Source organism: Solimonas fluminis (assembly GCF_002930645.1).
Taxonomy (GTDB): domain Bacteria; phylum Pseudomonadota; class Gammaproteobacteria; order Nevskiales; family Nevskiaceae; genus Solimonas_A; species Solimonas_A fluminis.
The window spans coordinates 189,738-212,486 of the sequence record NZ_PSNW01000002.1; the positions used below are offsets into that span (position 1 = coordinate 189,738).

Annotated in this window: 24 protein-coding genes; 11 read left to right on the forward strand and 13 right to left on the reverse strand. The window is 67.6% G+C overall.

From position 1 onward, the window contains the following. Positions 1-135: 135 nt before the first annotated feature. Together C3942_RS04640 and C3942_RS04645 are read right to left on the reverse strand one after the other, a co-directional pair. Positions 136-720, reverse strand: a complete 585-nt coding sequence (locus tag C3942_RS04640) for a hypothetical protein (RefSeq protein ID WP_104229196.1) — start codon at positions 718-720, stop codon at positions 136-138. Between the two features lie 108 nt (positions 721-828). Continuing rightward, positions 829-3,231 carry a penicillin-binding protein 1A gene (locus tag C3942_RS04645; protein WP_104229197.1) on the reverse strand — a complete coding sequence of 801 codons (2,403 nt, stop codon included), beginning with the start codon at positions 3,229-3,231 and terminating at the stop codon, positions 829-831. A gap of 211 nt (positions 3,232-3,442) precedes the next feature. Here C3942_RS04645 and C3942_RS04650 point away from each other — a divergent pair, with 211 nt between their 5' ends. The 8 genes from C3942_RS04650 (at position 3,443) to C3942_RS04685 (ending at position 10,939) form a co-directional block, all read left to right on the forward strand. After that, on the forward strand, positions 3,443-4,531 hold the full coding sequence (locus tag C3942_RS04650) for a pilus assembly protein PilM (protein ID WP_104229198.1): 1,089 nt from the start codon (positions 3,443-3,445) through the stop codon (positions 4,529-4,531). Beyond that, a complete protein-coding gene (locus C3942_RS04655) occupies positions 4,528-5,124 on the forward strand; it encodes a PilN domain-containing protein (RefSeq protein WP_104229199.1) in 597 nt (198 codons plus the stop codon). The genes C3942_RS04650 and C3942_RS04655 overlap by 4 nt, the downstream gene beginning before the upstream one ends. Beyond that, positions 5,121-5,798 carry a type IV pilus inner membrane component PilO gene (locus C3942_RS04660; protein WP_104229200.1) on the forward strand — a complete coding sequence of 226 codons (678 nt, stop codon included), beginning with the start codon at positions 5,121-5,123 and terminating at the stop codon, positions 5,796-5,798. Before C3942_RS04655 ends, C3942_RS04660 begins: the two co-directional genes overlap by 4 nt. Before the next feature lie 13 nt (positions 5,799-5,811). Then, a complete protein-coding gene (locus C3942_RS04665) occupies positions 5,812-6,342 on the forward strand; it encodes a pilus assembly protein PilP (RefSeq protein ID WP_243393516.1) in 531 nt (176 codons plus the stop codon). Between the two features lie 13 nt (positions 6,343-6,355). Continuing rightward, positions 6,356-8,518, forward strand: a complete 2,163-nt coding sequence (locus C3942_RS04670) for a type IV pilus secretin PilQ (RefSeq protein WP_243393517.1) — start codon at positions 6,356-6,358, stop codon at positions 8,516-8,518. A 70-nt stretch (positions 8,519-8,588) separates the two neighbouring features. After that, positions 8,589-9,116 carry a shikimate kinase AroK gene (gene aroK, locus C3942_RS04675; protein WP_104229201.1) on the forward strand — a complete coding sequence of 176 codons (528 nt, stop codon included), beginning with the start codon at positions 8,589-8,591 and terminating at the stop codon, positions 9,114-9,116. 91 nt (positions 9,117-9,207) lie between these two features. Beyond that, on the forward strand, positions 9,208-10,149 hold the full coding sequence (locus C3942_RS04680; protein WP_104229202.1) for a DegV family protein: 942 nt from the start codon (positions 9,208-9,210) through the stop codon (positions 10,147-10,149). Between the two features lie 43 nt (positions 10,150-10,192). Then, on the forward strand, positions 10,193-10,939 hold the full coding sequence (locus C3942_RS04685) for a ParA family protein (RefSeq protein ID WP_104229203.1): 747 nt from the start codon (positions 10,193-10,195) through the stop codon (positions 10,937-10,939). A gap of 133 nt (positions 10,940-11,072) precedes the next feature. On the opposite strand, the gene C3942_RS04690 is transcribed toward C3942_RS04685, so the two are convergent. From C3942_RS04690 to C3942_RS04700, 3 genes are all read right to left on the reverse strand, one after another. Continuing rightward, positions 11,073-12,164: a 5-(carboxyamino)imidazole ribonucleotide synthase gene (locus C3942_RS04690; protein ID WP_104229204.1), complete on the reverse strand. Its 1,092-nt coding sequence runs from the start codon at positions 12,162-12,164 to the stop codon at positions 11,073-11,075. Beyond that, complete coding sequence (gene purE / locus C3942_RS04695) at positions 12,161-12,628, reverse strand: 5-(carboxyamino)imidazole ribonucleotide mutase (RefSeq protein ID WP_104229532.1); 468 nt, start codon at positions 12,626-12,628, stop codon at positions 12,161-12,163. Before purE ends, C3942_RS04690 begins: the two co-directional genes overlap by 4 nt. A 154-nt stretch (positions 12,629-12,782) precedes the next feature. Then, on the reverse strand, positions 12,783-13,508 hold the full coding sequence (locus C3942_RS04700) for an SIMPL domain-containing protein (protein ID WP_104229205.1): 726 nt from the start codon (positions 13,506-13,508) through the stop codon (positions 12,783-12,785). A 77-nt stretch (positions 13,509-13,585) separates the two neighbouring features. Between C3942_RS04700 and sufT the strand changes: the two genes are divergently transcribed. Both sufT and apaG read left to right on the forward strand, forming a co-directional pair. Beyond that, positions 13,586-14,134 (forward strand): putative Fe-S cluster assembly protein SufT, encoded by a 549-nt coding sequence (gene sufT, locus C3942_RS04705; RefSeq protein ID WP_104229206.1) that lies wholly within the window; start codon positions 13,586-13,588, stop codon positions 14,132-14,134. A 14-nt stretch (positions 14,135-14,148) separates the two neighbouring features. Continuing rightward, positions 14,149-14,535, forward strand: a complete 387-nt coding sequence (gene apaG / locus C3942_RS04710; protein WP_104229207.1) for a Co2+/Mg2+ efflux facilitator ApaG/CorD — start codon at positions 14,149-14,151, stop codon at positions 14,533-14,535. A 91-nt stretch (positions 14,536-14,626) separates the two neighbouring features. Here the strand turns inward: apaG and C3942_RS04715 are convergent, their stop codons facing one another. Continuing rightward, positions 14,627-15,925, reverse strand: coding sequence for an NADH:flavin oxidoreductase/NADH oxidase family protein (locus tag C3942_RS04715; RefSeq protein ID WP_104229208.1), 1,299 nt, complete (start codon positions 15,923-15,925; stop codon positions 14,627-14,629). Positions 15,926-16,063: 138 nt separating this feature from the next. Here C3942_RS04715 and C3942_RS04720 point away from each other — a divergent pair, with 138 nt between their 5' ends. After that, positions 16,064-16,612: a glutathione peroxidase gene (locus C3942_RS04720; RefSeq protein WP_104229209.1), complete on the forward strand. Its 549-nt coding sequence runs from the start codon at positions 16,064-16,066 to the stop codon at positions 16,610-16,612. Here C3942_RS04720 and C3942_RS04725 read toward each other — a convergent pair. The 7 genes from C3942_RS04725 to C3942_RS04755 form a co-directional block, all read right to left on the reverse strand. After that, positions 16,609-17,019: a hypothetical protein gene (locus C3942_RS04725; RefSeq protein ID WP_104229210.1), complete on the reverse strand. Its 411-nt coding sequence runs from the start codon at positions 17,017-17,019 to the stop codon at positions 16,609-16,611. The genes C3942_RS04720 and C3942_RS04725 overlap by 4 nt on opposite strands. Further along, complete coding sequence (mutM, locus tag C3942_RS04730) at positions 17,016-17,834, reverse strand: bifunctional DNA-formamidopyrimidine glycosylase/DNA-(apurinic or apyrimidinic site) lyase (protein WP_104229211.1); 819 nt, start codon at positions 17,832-17,834, stop codon at positions 17,016-17,018. The genes C3942_RS04725 and mutM overlap by 4 nt, the downstream gene beginning before the upstream one ends. Before the next feature lie 3 nt (positions 17,835-17,837). Then, the gene (locus tag C3942_RS04735) at positions 17,838-18,725 is read right to left on the reverse strand and encodes a DUF4340 domain-containing protein (RefSeq protein ID WP_104229212.1); all 888 of its coding nucleotides are present in this window, start codon (positions 18,723-18,725) and stop codon (positions 17,838-17,840) included. 10 nt (positions 18,726-18,735) lie between these two features. After that, positions 18,736-20,082 (reverse strand): GldG family protein, encoded by a 1,347-nt coding sequence (locus C3942_RS04740; RefSeq protein WP_104229213.1) that lies wholly within the window; start codon positions 20,080-20,082, stop codon positions 18,736-18,738. 10 nt (positions 20,083-20,092) lie between these two features. Further along, on the reverse strand, positions 20,093-20,842 hold the full coding sequence (locus tag C3942_RS04745; protein ID WP_104229214.1) for an ABC transporter permease: 750 nt from the start codon (positions 20,840-20,842) through the stop codon (positions 20,093-20,095). After that, positions 20,839-21,783, reverse strand: coding sequence for an ABC transporter ATP-binding protein (locus C3942_RS04750; protein WP_104229215.1), 945 nt, complete (start codon positions 21,781-21,783; stop codon positions 20,839-20,841). The genes C3942_RS04745 and C3942_RS04750 overlap by 4 nt, the downstream gene beginning before the upstream one ends. 93 nt (positions 21,784-21,876) lie before the next feature. Further along, complete coding sequence (locus tag C3942_RS04755) at positions 21,877-22,749, reverse strand: lysophospholipid acyltransferase family protein (protein WP_104229216.1); 873 nt, start codon at positions 22,747-22,749, stop codon at positions 21,877-21,879.

A 22,749-nucleotide genomic window follows, 5' to 3' on the forward strand; every position in this document is an offset into this window, starting at 1 on the left:
TTAGGGTGCGAAGTCTGGACTTGTCGGCGCCATCCATGGCGGGACCTCAGCCATCCTATCTACCCACGGGGCGGCCATCCATGGCCGCCCGTGACCAGCCGCAGGCGATGACATTTAGTCATCGCCAAAGCGCGGCTAGTCACCTTCCGTCGCCATGATCTTCTCCAGTTGCGCAGGGTCCACGCGGCGGAACGGCTGCCCCTCCACCGGGCTCAGCGGCGCGCGGCGCTGCTCGTTCTCGGCAAACACCGCCAGGTCCACGCCCACACCCTCCACCTCGAAGCAGGCCAGCGGGATGCGCTGCTCCTTGCCGTCGGGGTAGCGATAGCGGCGCTCGTCCTGGTCGAAGTCGATGCGGCGGTCGTGCAGGAAGATGTCGATGGCCTCCGGCTTGTCGGCGAAGGCATGCAGCTGCAGCCGGTGGGCATCGGTGATGGCGCCGCTGACGGCGCCGCCGACCAGGCGCGGCGAAAACTCGGCGAGCTGGCGCATCACCCTCAGCGCGGTGCGCCGCATGCGGCGCAGGCGTTCGCGGTAGGCTTCGCCGCCGAACAGGCGCTGGTACTCGATCACCGCCTGCTGCACCTGGGCGTTATCCGGCAATCCCGTTCGCGTCGGCAGGCCAAGGCGCTCGGCCGCCTTCTGCTTGGCCATGCGGTAATCGGTCACCTGCTCCTCGCAGATGATGCGCGCGGCTTCCTGCACGATGCTGTATTGCACGGCGTCACCTTCGGGCCCACGCTCGGCGGGCAGTCACAGCGCTTGGCGCAGAAGTACCACGCCCTTTCGGAGGCCTCGAAAGGAGACGATGGGCTTTCCGCGAACGGCCTAGAACAGCTCTTCGACCCCTCCGGCGGACGGACGGCCTTCTTCCTCGGCGGCCGGGGCGTCGGCGGCGTCGGGGATGCGGTCCTGGGGGACCACCTCGAACACGGCGTCCCCCTCCTCGCCCGCCAGCTTGCCACTGCGGCGATCGATCCGCACGCTGACCAGCCCGGCGGGACGCGGCAGCATGCCCTGCGGCACGTCCTTGAGCGCGGCCCGCATGAAATCCATCCACATCGGCAGGGCGGCGCGGCCGCCGACCTCGCCCTTGCCCAGGGGAGCGGGCTGATCGCGGCCGACCCAGGCGGTGGCCACCAGGGTCTTCTGGAAGCCATTGAACCAGGCGTCGGTCTCGTCGTTGGTGGTGCCGGTCTTGCCGGCCAGGTCGCTGCGGCCCAGTTCGTTGACCTTGGCGGCGGTACCGCGCACGGTCACGTCGTGAAGGATGTCGGTGATCATCCAGATGGTCTGCGCGTCGATCATGCGCGGCGCGCCGTTCTCCGGGATGTCGGGCGGCGGGGCCTCGGATTCGTTGGCGGAAGGATCGTCCTCGGCGCTTTCCGGCGGGGGCGGCAGCTGCTCGCATTCGAAGCAGGCGATCTTCGGCTGGGCCTTGAACAGCAACTTGCCCGCGCCGTCGCGGATGCTCTCGATGAAGTAGGGCTCGACCAGGAAGCCGCCGTTGGCGATCGTGGAGAAGCCGCGGGCCATCTCCAGCGGGGTGAAGTCGCCGGTGCCCAGCGACATCGTCAGGTTGCGCGGCATGTGGTCCTTGGGCAGGCCGAAGCGGGCGATGTAGTCGCGGGCGTAGTCGACGCCGATGGCCTCGAGCACGCGGATCGACACCAGGTTGCGCGACTGCACCAGGGCCTCGCGCAGGGTCATCGGCCCCTTGAAATCGCCGCCATAGTTCTCCGGGCGCCAGTCCTTCTGGCCGCGGACGCTGAACACCACGGGGGCGTCCAGGAAGATCGAGGCCGGCGTGTAGCCCCGTGCCATGGCCGCAGCGTACAGGAAGGGCTTGAATCCCGACCCGGCCTGGCGCCGGGCCTGCGTGACGCGGTTGAACTTGCCCTGGAAGAAATCGTAGCCGCCGACCAGGGCCTGGACCGAGCCGTCACGGGGATCCAGCGCCACCAGGGCGCCCTGGGCCTGCGGCAGCTGCCCCAGCACCCATTCCCGTCCGTCCTTGCCGCCGGCGCGGATGCGCAGCAGGTCGCCTACTGCCGGTGCCCGCTTGGCCGTGAAGCCGGCCCACTTGAAATGCTCGGGCGCCAGGTCCACGTCGCCGTCACGGGCCCGCAGGGACAGTTTCTGGGGGTTGTAGGACAGCACGACCACCGGCAACAGGCCGGACACCTGGGGCCGGGCGTCGAGGGCGTCGATCAGCTTCTGCTCCTGGCCCGGGGCCAGCAGCGCCGGGTCGATCTTCGCCTCCGGCCCACGCCAGCCGTGACGCTCGCTGTAGTCGTCCAGGGCCTTGCGCAGGGCGGCGTTGGCCGCCAGCTGGCGGTAGGAATCGACCGTGGTGGTGACGGTGAAGCCCTGGGTGTAGGCCGCCTCCTCGCCGTAGCGGGTGAGGATGTCCTGGCGCACCATCTCGGCGACGTAGTAGGCATCGACCTCGGCCTTGGCGCGGTAGGGCTTGACGATCAGGGGCTCCTCGGTCGCGGCCTTGAACTCCTCGGCCGAGATATAGCCCAGCTGGTGCATGCGGCGCAGCACGTAGTTGCGCCGCTCCTTGGCCCGCTCGGGGTTGGCGATCGGATTGTCGCGCGACGGCGCCTTCGGCAAGCCGGCGATGACCGCCGCCTCCGAAACCCGCAAGTCATTGATGTTCTTGCCAAAATAGATCAAGGCCGCCGCGCCGACGCCATAGGCGCGCTCGCCCAGGTAGATCTTGTTGAGGTAGAGCTCGAGGATTTCCTCCTTCTTCAGCTCCTTCTCGATATTCAGCGCCAGCAGGATTTCCTTGAACTTGCGGCCGTAGGTCCGCTCGCTGGACAGGAAGACATTGCGGGCCAGCTGCATGGTGATGGTGCTGCCGCCCTGCGACTTCTGGCCGGTCACGGCCAGGCTGAAAGCGGCGCGGGCCAGACCCATCCAGTCCACGCCCGGATGGTCGAAGAAGCGGTCGTCCTCGGCGGCCAGGAAGGCCTGCACCACGCGCGGCGGGAACTGGTCGTACTTGAGCAGGGCGCGGCGCTCGGCGCCGAATTCACCCAGCAGCTTGCCGTCGGACGAGTAGATCCGCAGCGGCAGGGCCAGCTGCAGCTCGCGCAGGCTCTGCACGGACGGCAACTCGGGTTCGAAATAGGACCGGGCGATCAGGAACCCGCCCCAGAGCGCCAGGACGCCGGCCACCAGCAAGCCCGCCAGGACCGACAGCAACAGCTTCCACTTCATTGAATCCTTACCTTCCGGGGCGTCAAAAACCTACAGAAACGCATTCCAGCTTATGAAGCACTATCAGATAGTTGGAGCCACTACTTATAGTTGCATCGCAGAATGTTTGCGTTATAGTAAGGCTCAATGCGGGAGGAGTCACCACGATTCCTGCAAGGGAATTCCACACGATTCCCGTGGGGGGAATGTCAACGCGAGTCTGTGAGGCGATATGTCCATAGTGCAATCGCTGTTAGGCGGGGGAGATCAGGCGCTCATCGGTCTGGACATCAGTTCCAGTGCCGTGAAGCTGCTTGAGCTGTCGCGCAGGGGCGAAAAATTCCACGTCGAGACCTATGCCGTGGAACCGTTGCCGGCCAATGCCGTCACGGACAAGCAGATCACTGATCCGAAGGTCGTCGGCGAAGCCGTCATGCGCGCGCTCAGCCGCGCCGGCACCCGCACCAAGAACGCGGCGGTGGCCGTGGCCGGCGCGTCCGTCATCAGCAAGGTCATCCAGCTCCCCAAGGGCCTGTCGGAAGACGACATGGAGGAGCAGATCAAGGTCGAGGCCGACCAGTACATCCCCTACCCCATCGAGGAAGTCAGCATCGACTTCGAGGTGCTGGGAGACAGCGAGAAGGCCAAGGACAACGTCGACGTGCTGCTCGCGGCCTGCCGCAAGGAGCAGGTCGAACAGCGCGCCGCGGCGCTGGAGATCGCCGGCCTCAAGCCCAAGATCGTCGACATCGAGAGCTATGCGCTCGAGAACGCCTGCCAGTTCCTGCAGCACCAGATGCCGGACCGCGGCGTGCGCCGCACCGTCGCCATCGTGGACGTCGGCGCCACGACCACTTCCGTGCTGATCCTGCACGACCTCAAGACCGTCTACACCCGCGACCAGAACTTCGGCGGCCGGCAGCTCACCGAGGACATCATGCGCCACTACGGCATGAGCCTCGACGAAGCCGGCAAGGCCAAGAAGTTCGGCAACCTGCCGGACGATTACCAGACCGAGGTGCTGACGCACTTCATCAGCGACATGGCGCAGCAGATCGATCGATCACTGCAGTTCTTCTTCTCGTCGGCCTCGCAGTACAACACGATCGACCAGATCATCCTGGCGGGCGGCTCGGCCCATATCGCCGGCATCGACGCCGCGATCCAGGACCGGCTGCGCATCCCGACCGTGGTCGCCAAGCCCTTCGCCGGCATGAGCGTCTCCTCCAAGGCCAAGCCCGCCGTGCTGGCCAAGGAAGAGGCCTCGCTGCTGATCGCCTGTGGCCTGGCCTACCGCGCGTTTGACGAGGTGCCGAAATGACGACGCGCATCAACCTACTGGACTGGCGCGCCGAGCGGCGTGCGAAGCGTAAGCAGCAGTTCCTGAGCATGCTCGGCATAGGCATGTTGGCCAGCGCCACTATCGTCGGTTTGGCCTGGAGTACAGTCAGCAGCGCTGTAACGTCTCAACAAGAGCGTAACAATTTCCTGCAGCGGCAGATCGACGAAACCGAGCAGAAGATCAAGGAGATCGAGGAGCTCGAGAAGGTCCGCGACAACCTGCTGGCACGCATGCGCGTAATCGAGGAACTGCAGGCCAGCCGATCCGCCTCGGTGCATTTCTTCGACGAACTCGTCAGCACCTTGCCGGAAGGCGTGAGCCTGCGCACGATCAAGCAGACCCCGGAAGGCGTGACCATTGATGGCACGGCGGAGTCCAACGGCCGTGTCTCCACCTATATGAAGAACCTCGAAGCCTCGCCTTGGTTCCAAGATCCGCGCTTGGTGGTGATCAAGACCAGTGAGCAGGAACAGCTGCGGCGTGGCGACTTCCAGCTCCGGGTGAAGGCGCTGAAGATTCCCTCCGATAGCAGTGCCGCAGCCGAGGCCGGCGGCGAGGAGGTTGTGCAATGAACGTCCAGCAGGCCGTTGCAGAACTGCAGACGCTGGATACCCGCAACCCCGGTGCTTGGCCGCTGTGGATTCGCATCGCTGCCTCGGTGCTGGCAGGCCTGCTGGTCCTCGCAGCTGGCATCTATTTCATGGTCAAGCCGGTCTATGACGAGCTCAAGGGGGAGGAGGCCAAGGAACTGACGCTGCGCAAGGCCTTTGAGGAGAACCAGGCCAAGGCCGCGGCGCTGGATGCCTTCAAGGCACAGCTCGCTGAAATGGAAAGGAGCTTTGGCACCATGCTCAAGCAGTTGCCGAGCAAGAGCGAAGTGGCAAATCTGTTAAACGACATCTCCCAGGCTCGCGTGGCGTCCAGCCTGGAGGAGGAATTGTTCCAACCGCAGCCGGACAATCCTCGAGAGTTCTATGCGGAAATTCCAAACCGGATCATTGTGACCGGCAGCTATCACGAAATGGGCAATTTCGTCAGCGCGGTCGCAGCCCTGCCCCGCATCGTAACGATCGAAGAGGTCGAGATCACGGTTCCGGGCAAGAACGAAAAGACGCAGATGTCGGAGGGCACTCTCCGCATGCAGGCTCTGGCCAAGACCTATCGCTATCTCGATGAAGATGAGCTCGCGGCTGAAGAGGTCGAAGAAGACCAAGCCAGCTCCAAGTCCAAGGCTAAGGCCAAGTAGGGGAGACGGAGCCGTGAAGCCAGCACAGCTGAAGAAACTCCGCACACTCGCCTTGCTGCTGTCGGTCGCGATGCTAAGCGCCTGCGGCAATGGCCAAAAGGACCTGGAAGCCTGGGTCACCGAAGTCAAAGCCCGGCCGCCCGCGCCGATCGAACCGATCCCGCAGATGAAGCAGTACGAATCCTTCACCTACGACGCCGCCGGCCGGCGCGATCCGTTCGCATCGATCCAGCCCTCGCGCCAGGCCAGCAACAGCGGCATCAAGCCCGACCTGAACCGCAACAAGGAACCGCTGGAAGAGTTCCCGCTGGACGGCCTGCGCATGGTCGGCACCGTCGACACCAAGGGCAAGGTGTTCGCGCTGATCAAGGCACCGGACGGCGTCGTGCACCGGGTCACGGTCAAGAACCACATGGGACAGAACTACGGCGAGATCGTTTCCATTTCCGAGGCCGAGGTCGGCCTGATGGAGCTGGTCGCGGACGGTTTCGGCGGATGGATTCAACGCCCGGCGTCCCTGACGCTGGCGGAACAAAAGCAATAGGGAGTGACTGGCGATGTTCAAGCTCAGTGAGATGACCAAAGCGGCCCTGCGGGCTGCCATCGCGTCGGCAGCCCTGCTGCTGGGCGGCGGCGCACAGGCCCAGGGCGCACGCGCCCTGCAGTCCATCGACTTCACGACCCAAGACGGTGACCGTGTCCTGCTGACGATGACGCTGTCGGCGGCCGCCCCCGAGCCGGTGGTGTTCACCATCGACAAGCCGGCCCGGCTGTCGCTGGACCTGCCGGAAACCCAGGTCGCGCTCCCGGAGCGCTACAAGAAGGTCAACGTCGGCAATGTCCGCTCCGTCGCCGCCGCCGAAGCCAAGGGCCGCACCCGCGTCGTCGTGGAACTGGGCCAGCTCACCCCCTATAACCTGCGCGTGGAGGGCAACAAGGTCCTTGTGGTGCTGGAAGGGTCTGCTGCCAGTTCCACGGCTGGCGGCGGCGCGGCCCCCAGCGCGCCGGTCGCCCGGCTGACCTCGGCCACTACGCTTTCCGCAGCCTCCGAGAGCAGCGGCGCCGCGCTGCGCAGCATCGACTTCCGTCGCGGCGAGCGCGGGGAAGGCCGCGTCGTGGTGCAGCTGGCCAATGCCCGCACACCGGTCGATGTGCGCGAGGAAGGCGGAAAGGTCATCGCGACCTTCCGCGATGCCAGCATCGCCGAACGCCTGCTCAAGCGCCTCGACGTGCTTGATTTCGCAACTCCGGTCAAATTCGTCGACACCCGCCGCGAAGGCGGCAACGTGGTGATCAGCGTCACGCCGGCCGCGGGTCTCGAGTACGAGCAGGCCGCCTACCAGACAGGCGACCAGTTCACGCTGGAAATCCAGGCGCTGACACCGGAGAAGGTCGAGCAGAAGAAAAAGGAGCAGCCGCAGTTCACCGGCGAACGCATCAGCCTGTCCTTCCAGAACATCGACGTCCGGGCCCTGCTGCAGATCATCGCCGACGTCGCCGGCACCAACATGGTGGTCAGCGACTCGGTCACGGGCGACATCGCCATGCGCCTGCAGAACGTGCCCTGGGACCAGGCCCTGGACATCATCCTGCGCACCAAGGGCCTGGGCCTGCGGCAGCAGGGCAATGTCATGCTGGTGGCGCCGCTGCAGGAACTGGCCAACCGTGAACGTGTGGAGCTGGAATCCGCCAAGCAGAAGAGCGAGCTGTCGCCGCTGCGCTCCGAGATCATCCAGCTGAACTACGCCAAGGCCACGGACATGTCGGCCCTGGTCCGTGCCGGCGACAAGAACGCCTCCATGCTGAGCGAGCGCGGCCGCCTGTCGGTGGACGAGCGCACCAACACCCTGATCGTGCTGGAGACCCGCGAGAAGATCGAGGAAATCCGCAACCTGGTCTCGCGCCTCGACATCCCGGTGCGCCAGGTGCTGATCGAATCGCGCATCGTCATCGCCGACGATGACTACTCCAAGCAGCTCGGCGTGCGCTTCGGCGTGTCCACCGTCGCCCGCAACGGCAATAGCGGCGTGGTCACCACTTCGGGCTCCAACGCCGCAACCAATACCACGGTCGGCAGCTTCCTGCAGAACGGCGGCTTCCCGGTGACCCTGGGCGCGCAGAATGACCGCTACAACGTCAACCTGCCGGTCACCGATCCGGCCGGCTCCTTTGGCCTGGCGATCCTGGGCGCCGACTACCTGGTGGACCTGGAGCTCTCGGCCCTGCAGACCGAGGGGCGCGGCGAGGTGGTGTCGACCCCGCGCGTCGTCACCGCCAACGGCAAGCAGGCCTCGGTGGAACAGGGCCGCGAGATTCCCTACCAGGAATCGGCCTCCAGCGGTGCCGCGACCATCTCCTTCAAGAAGGCCGTCCTGTCCCTGCTGGTGACGCCGCAGATCACCCCGGACGACCGCGTCGTCATGGACCTTGCGATCACCAACGACAGCCAGGGCCAGAACGTGGCCGTGGGCCTCGGCACCGCGCCGGCCATCGATACCCGCCGCCTCAACACCCAGGTGCTGGTCCGCAGCGGCGAAACCGTGGTGCTCGGCGGCGTATTCAACCAGGAAAGCAGCAATGACCAGACCAAGGTCCCGCTGCTGGGCGACGTGCCGATGCTCGGCCGCCTGTTCCGCAACGACTCCAAGAGCTCGATCAAGCGTGAACTGCTGATCTTCGTCACGCCGAAGGTCCTGCAGGAAGGCTTGCGCGTCAACTGACGGCATCCCCGGGGCCGGCTTGAAGCCGGCCCCGGCGCTTCCGCGGCACGCTTCCTGCCCCGCCCGCCGCATGAACAAGAAAGCGAGCATCTTCCTGGTCGGCCCGATGGGCGCCGGCAAGACCACCGTGGGCAAGCGGCTGGGCGAAACCCTGGCGCTGGAATTCATCGACAGCGACCACGAGATCGAACTGCGCACCGGGGTCGACATTCCCTACATCTTCGAGAAGGAAGGCGAGCCCGGTTTCCGGCGCCGCGAAAAGGCCGTGATCGCCGACCTGACGCTGCGCAGCGGCATCGTCCTGGCCACAGGCGGCGGCAGCGTGCTGGACCCGGACAACCGCCAGTGCCTGGCGGGACGGGGCTTCGTCGTGTACCTGCACGCCAGCGTGGACCAGCAGCTGGCCCGCACCGCCCGCTCCGACAACCGCCCCCTGCTGAAGAACAGCGCCAACCGCCGCGAGGTGCTGGAGACGCTGTTCAGCCAGCGCGACCCCCTGTACCGGGAAATCGCCGACCTGGTCCTGGATACCGACGAGCGCAGCGCCAAGGCCCTGGTCAAGGAAATCCAGGACCGCTTGGCCGATCCCGACAGCTGAATCCGGAACCGGAAGCCACGCGATCCTGCGCGGCTGTGCATAATAGGAAAGTACAGCCAGAAATAGCCCCGTCGGGCCGAGGGAGGGAGCCATGCGCATCGGAGTCGTTGCGGACGCCACCTGCGATCTGCCGCATGAGTTCCTGCAGGAGCACAAGATCGGCGTCCTGCCCGTGGCCATCCATCTCGGCGACGAGGTGCTCAACGACGTGCGCGATCCTGACGCCACGCTCCGCTTCTATGCCGACCAGCTGGCGTCCAAGGGACTGGATGCCCACACGGTACCTTTTACCGCCGAGCAGATTCGCGAGAAATTCCTGGCGGACATCGTGCTGGAGTACGACTACGTCTTCTGCGTGACGATCACCTCCACGCGCAGCGCGATCTTCGAGAATGCCACCAAGGCCTCGTTCGCGATCCTCAACGATTACAAGAACGCGCGTGCGCGCCAGGGCGTCAGCGGCCCCTTCGCGCTGCGCGTGGTCGACAGCAAGAGCATGTTCTGCGGCACCGGCGTGCTGGCCGCCGAGGCCGCGAAGCTGGCACGCTCCGGCGTGGGCGCCAACGAAATCCGCAAGCGCCTGGACGAACTGCGCGAGAACATCGTCGGCTACATGGTTCCCAACGACCTGTACTACATCCGCAACCGGGGCATCAAGAAGGGCGAGAAGAGCATCGGCCTGCTGACCTATGCGATCGGCTCCGCGCTGGACATCAAGCCGGTCATCCTGTGCTACCGCGGCGAAACACAGCCGGTGGCCAAGGTCCGGGGCTACAGGCAGGCGGTGGAGAAGATGTTCCGCCACGTGGCCGGCGAAATCCGGCGCGGCATCGGCACCCAGCACCTGTGCATCAGCTACGGCGGTCCGCTCGACCAGGTTGCCGCCCTGCCCGGCTACGACGAGCTGGCCAAGGCCGCGCGCACGCACGGCATCGAGATTCTCACCAGCATCATGTCGGCCACCGCCGCGGTGAACACCGGCGGCGGCTGCGTGGCCGTCGCCTGGGGCGGAGAGCTGAACCCCTTCGCCTGAAAAGCGGTCATCTTCGCGGCATTCGCAGCAGGAGCGTTCCGGCATGCGCAGCATCGCGTTGTACAACCTGAAGGGCGGTGTCGGAAAGACCGCCGCCTCGGTCAACCTGGCCTATCTCGCCGCGGCCCACGGCATCCCCACCCTGCTCTGGGACCTCGATCCCCAGGGCGCCTCCAGCTGGTACTTCCATGGAGAGGCGGAAGAACTGAAGGCAAGGAAGGTCTTCGAGGGCACCTCGCCTGCCGGGCGGCTGGTGAAGCCCTCGCCCTACAAGCAGCTCTCGCTGATCCCGGCGGACCTGTCCTACCGCTACCTCGACATCATCCTCAAGAAGGTCGAGCCGCCGCGCGAAGCGCTCAGGCGCCTGCTCAAACCGTTCTCCGAGCAATACGCGCTGGCCGTGCTGGACTGCCCGCCAAGCCTGTCGCACCTGGCCGACAACGTCTTCGCCGCCGCGGACCGCGTGCTGGTGCCGGCGGTACCCACCTGGCTGTCGCTGCGCGCGCTGGAACAGGTGCAGGCCTACTTCAGGACAGAGGGTTTCGAGCCGAAGAAGATCCGCCCGTTCTACTCGATGGCCGACCGGCGGCGTTCGCTGCACCGCGAACTGCTGGAGAACCCGCCCGCCGCGATGGCGCGGCGCTATCCAGCCGTGATTCCCTATGCCTCGGCGGTGGAGCGCATGGGCGAACATCGCGCCCCGCTGGCCGCCTACGCGGGCTCGGACGAGCCGGCGCTGCTGGCCTACGCGGAGCTGTGGCTGGAGCTGAAGCGGGACTTGGGGCTGTAGACCCTCTGCCCGGAGGATGCGAGGAAACCGTAGCGAGCATGCCCGAGGTTGCATCGAGGAGCGGAGCCGTACCGAGGTTCGGCCAGCACCGGAGATGCAAGATCGGACAGCACAGCAGGTTTATTCGCGGCCTCTAGTCCCCGACCGAATCCGCCAGCTGGCTGACGATGGCCACGCGCTGCGCCAGTTCCTCGGCGCTGGCCGCCGTCACGGTGGCATGCCCCACCTTGCGCTGCGGCTTGGGCGTCTTGCCATAGTGGTGAATGTGCACGCCGGGGATCGCGGCCAGGGCCTCGTTGGCCGGCGCATCGCCGATGAAGTTCACCATTGCCGAATGTCCGCGCAGCCCGGTGTCGCCCAGCGGCAGGCCGGCGATGGCGCGCAGGTGGTTCTCGAACTGCGAGCAGACCGCGCCCTCGATGCTCCAGTGCCCGGAGTTGTGCACGCGGGGCGCGATCTCGTTGGCCAGCAGCCGGCCGTCGGCCACGAAGAACTCGAAAGCCAGCACGCCGACATAGCCCAGGTGCTCCACCACGCGGCGGGCGTAGTCCTCGGCCTCGGCCTGCAGCGGATCGCTGGCCTGCGGGATCGCCACGCGCAGGATGCCGTCGCGGTGCACGTTCTCCACCACCGGGTAGAAGCGCATCTCGCCGCCCTTGCCGCGCACGGCCAGGCAGGACAGCTCGCGCTGGAACGGCACGAAGGCCTCCAGGATCAGCGGCTGGCCGCCCAAGCGGCCCCAGGCCGCATCGAGGTCTTCCGGCTTGCGCAGCACGGCCTGGCCCTTGCCGTCATAGCCCAGGCGGCGCGTCTTGAGCACCGCCGGCAGGCCCACGTTCTTCACCGCCAGTTCCAGCGCCTCGCGCGTAGCCACCGGCATGTAGCGCGGCACCGGGATCTTCAGCTTGTCGAACAGCTGCTTCTCGGACAGGCGATCCTGGCCGACCGTCAGAGCCACCGGCGCCGGCAGCAGCGGGATGCGGCCGGCGACGAACTCCGCGGTCTTCGCCGGCACGTTCTCGAACTCGTAGGTCGCGATATCCACCGCCACGCAGAACTCGGCCAGGGCGCGCTCGTCCTGGTAGTCGGCGTGGATGTGTTCGCCCAGCGGCGCGGCGCAGGCCTCGGTGGCCGGGTCCAGGAACACGAAGTCGAAGTCCAGCGGATAACCCGCCAGGGCCAGCATGCGTCCGAGCTGACCCGCCCCCAGGATACCAATCTTCATGGCAGCTTCAGCGGCTCGTCGTTCAATACTTTGGCGGTCTGCTCGGCGCGGAAGCGGTCCAGGCGTCTGGCCAGCGCGGCATCGGTGGTGGCCAGCACGGCGGCGGCCAGCAGGGCCGCGTTGGTGGCGCCGGCGCGGCCGATGGCCAGCGTGCCCACCGGGATGCCGGCCGGCATCTGCACGATCGACAGCAGGGAGTCCTGGCCGTTGAGCGCCTTGGACTGCACCGGCACGCCAAACACCGGCAGCCGCGTCTTGGCGGCGCACATGCCCGGCAGGTGGGCGGCACCGCCGGCGCCGGCGATGATCACGCGCAGCCCGCGGCTCACCGCGCTGCCGGCGTATTCGAAGAGGAGGTCGGGGGTACGGTGCGCGGAGACGACGCGCGCCTCGCAGGGCACACCCAGGTCTTCCAGCGTCTGGACGGCGTGCGCCATCGTCTCCCAATCCGAACGGGAGCCCATGATCACGCCGACCAGCGGCTTAGCTTGCTTTTTTGCCACTTTCTCTGCCTGTACGGCCGGGAAAGGGGCGGATTATCGCAAAAACCGACGTCGGGGGTAGTACCACCGGTCGGTGACGCCGGGCGATCCCCGGCGCCACCGCCCAGGTCCCGTGCTACGGGGCGATCAGGTCGAAATCCGCGTTCACCGTGGCGGTGTACTTGATCTCGCCCGGCTCCAGGCCCATCTGGCTGTTGCCGCTGTCGAAGGCCTCGGCCTTGGCCATGCCGCGGGCCATCATCGGCATCGGCGGCTGGGAATAGCCTTCGCTGGCGTTCAGGGCGTAGATGCCGCCCAGCTTCACCTTGAGCGTGTCGGCCAGCAGCTGCGCCTTGCCGCGGGCATCCTCGGTGGCCTTGACCAGGGCCTCGCGCGACAGCTCCCGGGCGTTGGAGGCCTCCAGCGTCGGCGGGGAAACGTTGTTGACGCCCACCTGCGTGGCGCGCAGCACGTAGTCGCCCAGCTTGTTCAGGTCCGTCACCGTCACCGTGATGTCGCGGCGGGCGCGGTAGCCGGTCAGGCGGTTGCGGCGGGCCTTGTCGTCCCAGACGTATTCCGGGGTCAGGCTGATGCCGGCGGTGGAGATGTCGGCGTCCTTGGCGCCGAGCTGGCGCGCCTCGGCCACGTAGGCCCGCACCACCTTGTTGACCTCCGCCTCGGCGGCCTTCGGGTCGGCGTTGATGGTGTCCACGGCCACATTCAGCTTGGCACGGTCCGGGCGCACCGCGACCTCGCCCTGGCCGCTGACGTTGACGCTGCGGCGCTGCGGCGGCGGGTCGGCGTAGGCAGCGGCGCTGGCCAGCAGCGGCAGGGACATCAGGGCGGCGGCGACTTTGTTCATTTTTTGTTCTCGGGCAGGGGGCAGATGCGCCTCAGACGGGGGGAGCTTAAACTAAGTTCCTTGTCTCCCGAGTTGTCATGAGTCACACCTACGAACCCGTCACCCTGACGCGCGACGTCATCGGCATCCTGATCCCCCAGGGCACCAAGGTCGAGCTTCCGGAAGGCGCCAATGGCGCCATCACCCAGGCCCTGGGCGGCAGCTTCACCGTCCAGGTCGAGGGCCACCTGTTCCGTATCGACGGCAAGGACGCCGACGCCATCGGCAAGGAAGTGGTGCGCGGCCCCGACATCTCCCCCGACGCCAGCGACGAAGAGATCGAAAAGGCCATGTGGGACCAGATGCGTACCTGCTTCGACCCGGAAATCCCCGTCAACATCGTGGAACTGGGCCTGATCTACGAAAGCAGGCTCGAGCGCACCGACGACGGCCGGCGCCGCGCGAAGATCCGCATGACGCTGACCGCGCCCGGCTGCGGCATGGGCGATATCCTGGTCGACGACGTCAAGACCAAGGTCACCGCCATCCCCGGCGTGGCGGAAGCCGACGTGGAGCTGACCTTCGATCCGCCCTGGGACCAGTCGATGATGTCCGAGGAAGCCCGCCTCGCCACCGGGATGTTCTAGCGGACAGGCTCCCCATGTCGGAAACCGTCACCCAAGGCATCCGCATCATCGTGCGCCCGCAGTACGTGGCCGACCAGTCCGACCCGGCCGCGGGCCACTACCTGTTCGCCTACCACATCACCATCCGCAACGAGGGCGAGCGTACCGTGCAGCTGCTCTCGCGCCACTGGGTCATCACCAACGGCGAGGGCCACGTGGAGGAAGTACGCGGCCCCGGCGTGGTTGGCTACCAGCCGGTGCTGCAGCCGGGCGAACAGTTCCAGTACACCAGCGGCTGTCCGCTGGGCACGCCGGTGGGCACCATGCACGGCGAGTTCAACATGGTCGTGCCGGACACCCGGGAATCCTTCGACGCACTGATCAGCCCGTTCACGCTGGCGGCGCCGCGGTCGTTGAATTAGCTGCCACTCCTAGGAGCGGCTGTCAGCCGCGAACGACGGCTGACAACCTGGCCCTGGCCCGCCGCCGGCAGCCGCTCCTACAAGGTCCCGCCTACGCAGCGCCTATCTTGTCGCGCCGCAGCTTCATCGCCGTCCCCAGTTCCGCCACCCAGTAGCGCAGGAAGGACCCGAACACCCCCAGTCCCAGGCGCGGCGGCTTGCCGTCCGCCAGTCGGTAGAGCTGGTGGTAGTACCAGCCCTGTCCGCCCAGCACGTTGATCAGCTTGAGCAGCAGCACCGGCGAGGTCGGCGAGAGCAGACCGCTCCTGGCCATCACCAGCTGCTTCTCGTAGGCCGGCGCTTCCTGCATCGCGCCGCTGAGCAATTGCTTCGGCACGTCCGGATGCGTGCACAGCGGGCGGCCCAGTCCGATCACGTCCACGGCGCCGCCCTGCAGCGCCAGTTCCATGCCGGCAGCCGTACGGAAGCCGCCGGTCACCATCAGCGGCATGCGCGCGACCTTGCGGATCGCCTCGGCATACTCGAGGAAATAGGCCTCGCGCAGCCTGGTCGACTCGCGGCGCGGCGTGGCATCCTCGGCTCGGCCCTCGAAGCCCAGCAGCCGCGGCTGCTCGTAGGTGCCGCCGGAAATCTCCAGCAGGTCCACGCCCTCGCCGTTGAGGATCTGCACCACCTGCAGGCAGTCCTCGTGCGTGAATCCGCCCTTGCGGAAGTCGTCGGAGTTCAGCTTGATCGCGATCGGGAAGTCGGCCCCCACCGCCTTGCGCGTGGCACGCACCGCCTCCACCAGGAAGCGCGAGCGGTTCTGGATGCTGCCACCCCAGGCGTCCGTGCGGCGGTTGGTCACCGGCGACAGGAAGGAACTGAGCAGATAGCCGTGCGCCGAGTGGATCTGCACGCCGGTGAAGCCGGTTTCCCGCGCCGTGACCGCCACGCGGGCGAAGCGCTGGATGAAGTCCAGGATCTCGTCCTCCGTCAGCGCGCGGGGCCGGCCATAGCCGCCCAGCAGGTCCAGCTGCACGTCGGAGGGTCCCATGGGATGGCTGACGACGTAGCGCGGCGACTGGCGTCCGGCATGCGAGATCTGCATCCACAGCTGGTTGCCGGCCACCGTACCGGCCCGGGCCCAGGCCCGCAGTTCGTCGAGGCCACCGTTGCCGTCGATGGCGACGTTGCCCGGACGCTCCAGCACGCGGCGGTCGATCATCACGTTGCCGGTGATCAGCAGGCCCGCCCCACCCTCGCTCCAGCGCCGGTACAGGGTGGCGTGGCGCGGCGTCGCCCGCAGCAGCGGGTCCGCCAGGCCCTCGGTCATCGCCGCCTTGCAGAGGCGGTTGGGCAGCGTCACGCCGCAGGGAAGCTTGAAGGGCTGGGCCAGCAGGGCGGTCATCGTCGGATCTCCTCGTTACATACCAAATAGTATGTAACGAGGAGATCGATGGCAAATCCCTCACATCGTCCGGATGCGGCTTGCCGGGAATCGGGGGGCCGGTAATCTAGCGCTCCCACACCAGCAGCGAGCCGGATCATGACGCAGCTCCAGAACATCCCCGTGAAGAAGATCGACGGCACGGACGCCCGCCTCGCCGACTACCGCGGCAAGGTCATGCTGGTGGTCAACGTCGCCTCCAAGTGCGGCCTGACACCGCAGTACGCCGGGCTGGAGAAGCTCTACCAGGGCCGGCAGGCCCAGGGCCTGGAAGTGCTGGGCTTCCCGGCCAACAACTTCATGGGCCAGGAGCCGGGCAGCGATGCCGAGATCAAGGACTTCTGCTCCACGACCTACGACGTGCACTTCCCGCTGTTCTCGAAGATCTCGGTCAAGGGCGTGGATCAGCATCCGCTCTACGCCGCTCTGACGGGCGTGCAGCCCAAGGCCGTGGGCGCCGAACCCTTCCGCGAGAACATGAAGCGCTACGGCATCGACGCGCCGGACAACGGCGAGGTGATGTGGAACTTCGAGAAGTTCCTGGTCGGCCGCAACGGCGAGGTGGTGGGCCGCTTCGCGCCGGATGTGACGGCCGAAGATCCGCGCCTGGTGGCGGCGATCGAGGCGGAGCTGGCGAAGAAGGCCTAGCAGGACGCGGCGGGGAAGCGCTGTCTCATCCACAGCGCCGGCCCCAGGATCGCCGCCGACACCACGGCATCCAGCACGATCCCGGCCGCGAACCCCGCCTGCCAGCACAGCCAGGCATCCAATGGCGCCCAGCACAGCACGCTGAAAATCAGCGCGTCGCAGCCCCAGCGCTCGCGTCGCTGTACGCCGTGGCGCACGACGAAGAAGGCCAGCATGCCCCAGGCGGCGACGGTGGGTCCGAACACGCGCGACCAGAAGCGCGCGGCCTCGGCGGATTCGGCATAGGGCATCTGCGCCAGCACGCCAGGCAACAGCGGCAGCGCGAAGGGCATGGCCAGGCCCAGTGCGACGTGGCCAGCGGCCAGCAGCAGCAGGAACTGGCCCAGCCACTGCTCGGTGACATTCATTTCTGGCATCCGGGACAGAAGCAGGACGAGCGCTGGCCGATCACCAGCCGCTTGATCGTGCTGCCGCAGACCAGGCAGGCCTCGCCCTCGCGGCCGTAGACGTAGAGCTTCTGCTGGAAGTATCCGGACTCGCCGTCGGCCCCGGCGAAATCGCGCAGCGTGGTGCCGCCCTGCTCGATCGCCGCTGCCAGTACCTCGCGGATCTTCTCCGCCAGTGCCTGATACTGCGCGCGCGTAACCCGTCCGGCGGCGCGGCCCGGGCGCAGGCCGGCGCGGAACAGGGCCTCGGCGGCGTAGATATTGCCCGCGCCCACCACGACGCGGCCGTCCATCACGAAGTTCTTCAGCGGCGCACTGCGCCCGCGCGACAGGGCGAACAGGTAGTCGCCGCTGAACTCCTCGGAAAAGGGCTCCGGCCCCATGCCGGCCAGCAACTCGTGCGTCGCCTCGGCCGCGCTCCAGGGCAGCACCGCGCCGAAGCGGCGCGGATCGTGGTAGCGCAGCAGCACGCCGCCTTCCAGTTCGATGTCGACATGGTCGTGCTTGCGCAGCGGGTGTCCCGGCTGCAGCACCAGCAGGCGGCCGGTCATGCCCAGGTGCACAATCAGGCGGTCGCCATTGTCCAGGTGCAGCAGCAGGTACTTGCCGCGGCGCGAGGTGGACTCGATGCGCCGGCCGCGCAGCAGCACGGGGAGATTCTCCGGCACCGGCCAGCGCAGGCGCGCGTCGCGCACCATGACCTGCCCGATGCGCCGGCCCAGCACGTGCGGCTCGACGCCGCGGCGTACGGTCTCGACTTCGGGCAGTTCAGGCATCGACTACAACTTCGGCAAGGCCGGCGTGGCGCCGGGAGGCGGCGCAACGGCCGCCTTGTGCAACTGCAGCAACTCGCTTTCCAGCGCCTTGGACATGACGTAGCGCACCTTCAGCTCCGGGCTGGCCAGCACCACCTGCGGATCGCGCTCGGCGACGACGAAGCGCAACTCGCGGCCATCCTTGAGCGTGAGCTTCACGGTCTCGCCCTGCGAGCCCTCGGGCAGGTCGGCGGCCATCCACATGGCGCGCGCGTCCTTCCAGGCGTGGGCCAGCTTCTGCGGTGCATCGGCGCTGATGTCGGGCTGAAGCGGAGCGGCTTCCCAGCTCTTGCCGTCGGCGCCGAGCACCACGCTGACGCCGGAAGGCAGCTCGATCTTCACGATCTCGCCATCGGCCGGCACCGGCGGCTTGGCCACCAGGTCGGAGTAGTCGGCGTCCAGCGCGGCGCTGGGCGGATCGTCCACCAGCGCCACCTCGCCGCCGGTGAGCACGTAGCGGCGCGCCTCGATCGGCTCCTGCGCGCCGAAATCCAGCGCCACGTCGTTGAGCGTGATGCGGTAGGCCGGCGGCGCCAGGCCCAGGTCGGCCAGCTTCACCTCGGCCAGGGGCAGCTTGCGCCTGGCGCCCAGCGTGGCGAGGTTGGTCAGGGCGGACACCTCCAGTTCGTCGGTGTCGGCCTTGACCGGCTCCACGATCTTCCAGGTGGCGCCCTGCTTCTCCAGCACCAGCTTCGGGTGGCCCGGATGCTCCAGGGCGATGCGCGTCAGCACATCGGCGGTGAGCGCCGTCAGCGGCACGACCGGCTCTTCCTTCTTCTGGCTGAAGTACACGCCGGCGCCGAGCCCGGCGACGGCGACCAGCAGCAGCAGGTTCAGATGGGTGCGATTCATCGGCGCGGGCTCAGCGGCGGCGGCGGATCATCCAGCGCGCCACGCCCCAGCCCAGCAGGCCCAGCGGCAGCAGCAGCACGAACACCGCGGCGATGGTCGTCAGCGCCCAGCCCGGCAGCAGCAGCGAAGTGTCCGGCGCCTTGGGCACGTCCACGTTGAGCTGCGCGTCGCGCGAGGCCAGCCACTGCAGCAGGTTCAGGCCCAGCTGCTGGTTGCCCACTTCGCCGAGATAGGCATTGGCCAGGAAGTCGGCATCGCCGATGGCGGCGATGCGCTGCGTGGTCGCCTTGCCGTCCGCGCCCTTGCGCTCGCGCGTCAGGGTCAGGCCGATGGTCAGCGGGCCGTGCACGTCCCTGTCATCCTGCGCGACGCTGCCACCGCTGATGTCGCCGGTTTCCAGCCAGGCCGCCTCGGAGCTGATCAGCAGCGGCGCCAGCGACCAGCCGGCCGCGGGGTTGCCGACCAGCGAACGCGCGAAGGGGAACAGCGTGATCTGGTCGAAGCCCTGCGTCACGGCGTTCTGCGGATAACCCACCGCCGCGAAGAAGCCGGGGTGGCCGGTGCCGATCACCTGGTACTCCGGCATGATCGCGATGCCGTTCTGCCAGACCACGCCCAGGGCCTGCGCCAGCGGATCGATGCCGGCCGGGGTCTCCGGGTCGGCCAGCCACAGCAGGTTGCCGCCCTTCTCGACGTACTCCTTCAGCAGCTGCGCCTCGCCCGCCAGCGGCTGCTTGGCCGGGGAGGCGATCACCAGCACGCTGGTGTTGTCGGGGATGCGCGCCTCCTTCACCAGGTTGAGTCCGCGGACCTTCAGGCCCTTGTCGCGCAGCACCTGGGCGAAGCGGCCCAGCGCCGCCGGGTTCTGGGCGTCTTCCCAGGCGCGCTCGTCATGGCCTTCCAGGAACAGCACCCACTGCTCGCCGCCGTAGGCCAGGCGCTGCAGCGTGCTGGTCACCACCGGCTCGGTGGTGGCGCGCAGGCTTTCGCGGCGGCCCTGGTAGTCCACCACGATCTCGCCGACCGAGGAGACGTTGTACTCCTTGACCTTCTGCGGGTTGGCGGAGGGGTCGATGAAGTCGATGCGGATGTCGGCCTTGGCGCGGGTGTAGCGGCCCAGGTCGGTCTCGATCTCGCGGCGCACATCGGCACCGGAAGGCGCGAACACGGTGAACACGATCGGGCCGGGCATCGCCTGGAGCTGCTTGAGGCTGGCGCCGGTCAGCGTGTTGCGGTTGCCGGCAGTCCAGTCGAATTCGGTCTTGTAGCGCGTGGTGAGCACGCCGACCAGCACGATGGCGGCGAGGAACAGCAGGCCGCTGACGATCTGCTGGATGAGGGTCTGTTTCCTGGTCATGGTCTTGTTCTTAGTTGCGTTCCATGTCGAGGCGCTGCACGGTCAGCCACAGGAACAGTCCGCTGAACAGCAGGTAGTAGACGATGTCGGCGCTGTTGAAGATGCCGCGGCGCAGGCTGTCGTAGTGGCCGATCAGCGAGAGGTAGTTGAAGACCTCGCGGAAGGGGATGCTGTCGTTGTAGGCCAGGATGTTGAGCAGCCACACCACCAGGAGCAAGCCGAAGCTGCCGACCGCGGCGATGGTCGGCTCGCGCGTCAGCGAGGACACGAACAGGCCGGCGGCGCCGAAGGCCATCATCATCAGGAACAGGCCCAGCAGGCCGGCGGCCACGCGGCCCCAGTCCAGGTTGGTGCTCCAGTGCAGCGCCAGCGGCATGGCCGCCATCAGCAGCACCACCGCCAGCACGAAGCCGAGCAGGCCCAGGAACTTGCCCAGCACCACCTCGGTGATCGACACCGGCGCGGAGGTCAGAAGCACCAGGGTGTTGCCCTTGCGCTCCTCGGCGAACAGCCGCATGGTCATCAGCGGCATCACCAGCAGCAGCAGGATCGTGGCGAAGCCGTAGAGCGAGCCGGCGACGTAGTCCGACACGCCGATGCTGTCGTCGGGCTGCATGCCGGCATTGTTGGCGTAGTCCACCAGCAGGTTGATGAACACGAAGCCCATGATGAACTGCACCACCGCCAGCACGGCCCAGGCCAGCGGCGACAGGAAGATGCGCTTCAGCTCGGTGCGCGCGATGTTGAGGATGTTGCTCATGCGGCCTCCGCCAGCGCGGCGTCGCGCGAGGTGAGCTCGACGAAGATTTCTTCCAGCGTCTGCGCTTCGGCGCGCAGTTCCAGCAGGCCCCAGCCGCCTTCGACGGCGGCCCCGGCGATGGCCTCGCGCGGGTCGGCGCTGCCATCCACCTCGATGCGGTAGCGGCCCTCGCCCAGCGCCAGCACGCGGCGCACGCCCGCCAGCGTCTCCAGCGTGCGGGCATCGGGCAGCTGGCGGAACACCGCGGCGATGGCGCCGAAGGCGGCGGACTTCACCGCCGTCACCGGCTCGTTGTACACGGCACGGCCGCGGTTGATGATCATCACGCGCGAACAGACCGCCTGGATCTCCGGCAGGATGTGCGAGGACAGGATCACCGAATGGTTGCGGCCCAGCGCCGCGATCAGCGCGCGGATCTCGCGGATCTGGATCGGGTCCAGGCCCACGGTGGGCTCGTCCAGGATGATCACCGGCGGGCGGTGGATGATGGCCTGGGCCAGGCCCACGCGCTGCTGGTAGCCCTTGGACAGGTTGCCGATCAGCCGGCGGCTGACGTCGGCCAGGCCGCAGTCGCGCTTGGCGGAAGCCACGGCCTCGGGACGCGACTTGCGTGCGATGCCGTGAAGGCTGGCGCAGTAGTCCAGGTACTCGTCCACGGTCAGCTCGCCGTAGACCGGCGGCTGCTCGGGCAGGTAGCCCAGCGCCCGCTTGGCCGCCTTGGCGTCCTCGCGCAGCGACTTGCCGCCGATCAGCACCTCGCCCGCGGAGGGCGCGAGGTTGCCGGTCAGCATCTTCATGGTGGTGGACTTGCCGGCGCCGTTGGGGCCGAGCAGTCCGAGGATCTCCCCCTTGCGCAGGGTCAGATGGAGGCCATCGACGGCAAGCGTCGGGCCATAGCGCCGCGTCAGTGCGCGCGCCTCGATGAGGACTTCGCTTTCCATGCTCTCTTTCTAGGAATGTTGGACCGGGTGTGCCGGGCGCCGGTATGACTGGCCGCCCGGGACCGGAGTTCCGCGGGGCCGAGGACCGGCCGGCTACAGCCCGGCGTAGAGGTTCCCGCCCCCGGGGGGCCGGCGACGGTAGCGTTTGTAGCTCCACCAGTACTGTCCCGGCAAGTGCCGGATCACGCTCTCGATGCCCTGGTTGAGGGCGGCCAGGCCCGCCTCCCCGTCCTGCGCCACCCCGTCCGGCGCCGACCGCAGGTGGATGCGGAACCCGCGGCCGCCCGGCAGGCGCTCGGCATAGCAGAACCACACCGGCAGGCCGATGCGCCCGGCCAGCTTCGACACCAGCACCGTGGTATGGGCCGGGATGCCGAACAGCGGCGCGAAGCCGCCGGAACCCGCCGGCGGGTCATGGTCCGGCAGCACGCCGATCTTGCCGCCGCTCTTGAGCTGCTGCAGCAATGCCTTGACCCCGGCGGCGCTGGTCGGCACCAGGCTGGCGCCGAGCCGGCTGCGGCCTTCCAGGATCAGCTCGTCCATCACGCCCTTCTGCGGCTTGTACAGCGAGGCAATGCCGCCATGGGCGGCGCAGAACATCCCGGCCAGTTCCCAGGAACCGATGTGCGGGCAGAGGATGATCGCGCCCTGGCGCGAGGCCGCCAGCAGCTCGTCGCGCGCGGCCGGCGCGTCGACCCAGCGCCGCAGGCGGCGCTCCGGCCCGTACCAGATCGCCGGGGCCTCCAGCACGGCCTGCATGGACTGGACTAGACTCTGGCGGGCCAGCCGCCGGCGCTGCTCCCGGTCCAGCTCCGGCAGGCAGAGCTCCAGGTGGCGCAGCGTGACCGCCTTCAGGCCGTTCGGCAGCCACCACAGCAGCATTCCCAGGAGGGCGCCCATGGCATGCAGCAGCGGCAGCGGCAGGCAGCCGAGCGCCTTGAGCAGGAACCGGGTCAGGGATTTCAT

What these genes read in the sequence shown, in the direction of transcription:
- C3942_RS04690 (WP_104229204.1), bottom strand. Translation starts at nt 12,164, where the DNA reads ATGAAGATTGGTATCCTGGGGGCGGGTCAGCTCGGACGCATGCTGGCC.
- C3942_RS04720 (WP_104229209.1), top strand. Translation starts at nt 16,064, where the DNA reads ATGACGCAGCTCCAGAACATCCCCGTGAAGAAGATCGACGGCACGGAC.
- C3942_RS04700 (WP_104229205.1), bottom strand. Translation starts at nt 13,508, where the DNA reads ATGAACAAAGTCGCCGCCGCCCTGATGTCCCTGCCGCTGCTGGCCAGC.
- aroK (WP_104229201.1), top strand. Translation starts at nt 8,589, where the DNA reads ATGAACAAGAAAGCGAGCATCTTCCTGGTCGGCCCGATGGGCGCCGGC.
- C3942_RS04660 (WP_104229200.1), top strand. Translation starts at nt 5,121, where the DNA reads ATGAACGTCCAGCAGGCCGTTGCAGAACTGCAGACGCTGGATACCCGC.
- C3942_RS04650 (WP_104229198.1), top strand. Translation starts at nt 3,443, where the DNA reads ATGTCCATAGTGCAATCGCTGTTAGGCGGGGGAGATCAGGCGCTCATC.
- C3942_RS04735 (WP_104229212.1), bottom strand. Translation starts at nt 18,725, where the DNA reads ATGAATCGCACCCATCTGAACCTGCTGCTGCTGGTCGCCGTCGCCGGG.
- C3942_RS04680 (WP_104229202.1), top strand. Translation starts at nt 9,208, where the DNA reads ATGCGCATCGGAGTCGTTGCGGACGCCACCTGCGATCTGCCGCATGAG.
- C3942_RS04740 (WP_104229213.1), bottom strand. Translation starts at nt 20,082, where the DNA reads ATGACCAGGAAACAGACCCTCATCCAGCAGATCGTCAGCGGCCTGCTG.
- mutM (WP_104229211.1), bottom strand. Translation starts at nt 17,834, where the DNA reads ATGCCTGAACTGCCCGAAGTCGAGACCGTACGCCGCGGCGTCGAGCCG.
- C3942_RS04685 (WP_104229203.1), top strand. Translation starts at nt 10,193, where the DNA reads ATGCGCAGCATCGCGTTGTACAACCTGAAGGGCGGTGTCGGAAAGACC.
- C3942_RS04755 (WP_104229216.1), bottom strand. Translation starts at nt 22,749, where the DNA reads ATGAAATCCCTGACCCGGTTCCTGCTCAAGGCGCTCGGCTGCCTGCCG.
- C3942_RS04745 (WP_104229214.1), bottom strand. Translation starts at nt 20,842, where the DNA reads ATGAGCAACATCCTCAACATCGCGCGCACCGAGCTGAAGCGCATCTTC.
- C3942_RS04670 (WP_243393517.1), top strand. Translation starts at nt 6,356, where the DNA reads ATGTTCAAGCTCAGTGAGATGACCAAAGCGGCCCTGCGGGCTGCCATC.
- C3942_RS04655 (WP_104229199.1), top strand. Translation starts at nt 4,528, where the DNA reads ATGACGACGCGCATCAACCTACTGGACTGGCGCGCCGAGCGGCGTGCG.
- C3942_RS04725 (WP_104229210.1), bottom strand. Translation starts at nt 17,019, where the DNA reads ATGAATGTCACCGAGCAGTGGCTGGGCCAGTTCCTGCTGCTGCTGGCC.
- C3942_RS04750 (WP_104229215.1), bottom strand. Translation starts at nt 21,783, where the DNA reads ATGGAAAGCGAAGTCCTCATCGAGGCGCGCGCACTGACGCGGCGCTAT.
- C3942_RS04645 (WP_104229197.1), bottom strand. Translation starts at nt 3,231, where the DNA reads ATGAAGTGGAAGCTGTTGCTGTCGGTCCTGGCGGGCTTGCTGGTGGCC.
- sufT (WP_104229206.1), top strand. Translation starts at nt 13,586, where the DNA reads ATGAGTCACACCTACGAACCCGTCACCCTGACGCGCGACGTCATCGGC.
- apaG (WP_104229207.1), top strand. Translation starts at nt 14,149, where the DNA reads ATGTCGGAAACCGTCACCCAAGGCATCCGCATCATCGTGCGCCCGCAG.
- purE (WP_104229532.1), bottom strand. Translation starts at nt 12,628, where the DNA reads ATGGGCTCCCGTTCGGATTGGGAGACGATGGCGCACGCCGTCCAGACG.
- C3942_RS04715 (WP_104229208.1), bottom strand. Translation starts at nt 15,925, where the DNA reads ATGACCGCCCTGCTGGCCCAGCCCTTCAAGCTTCCCTGCGGCGTGACG.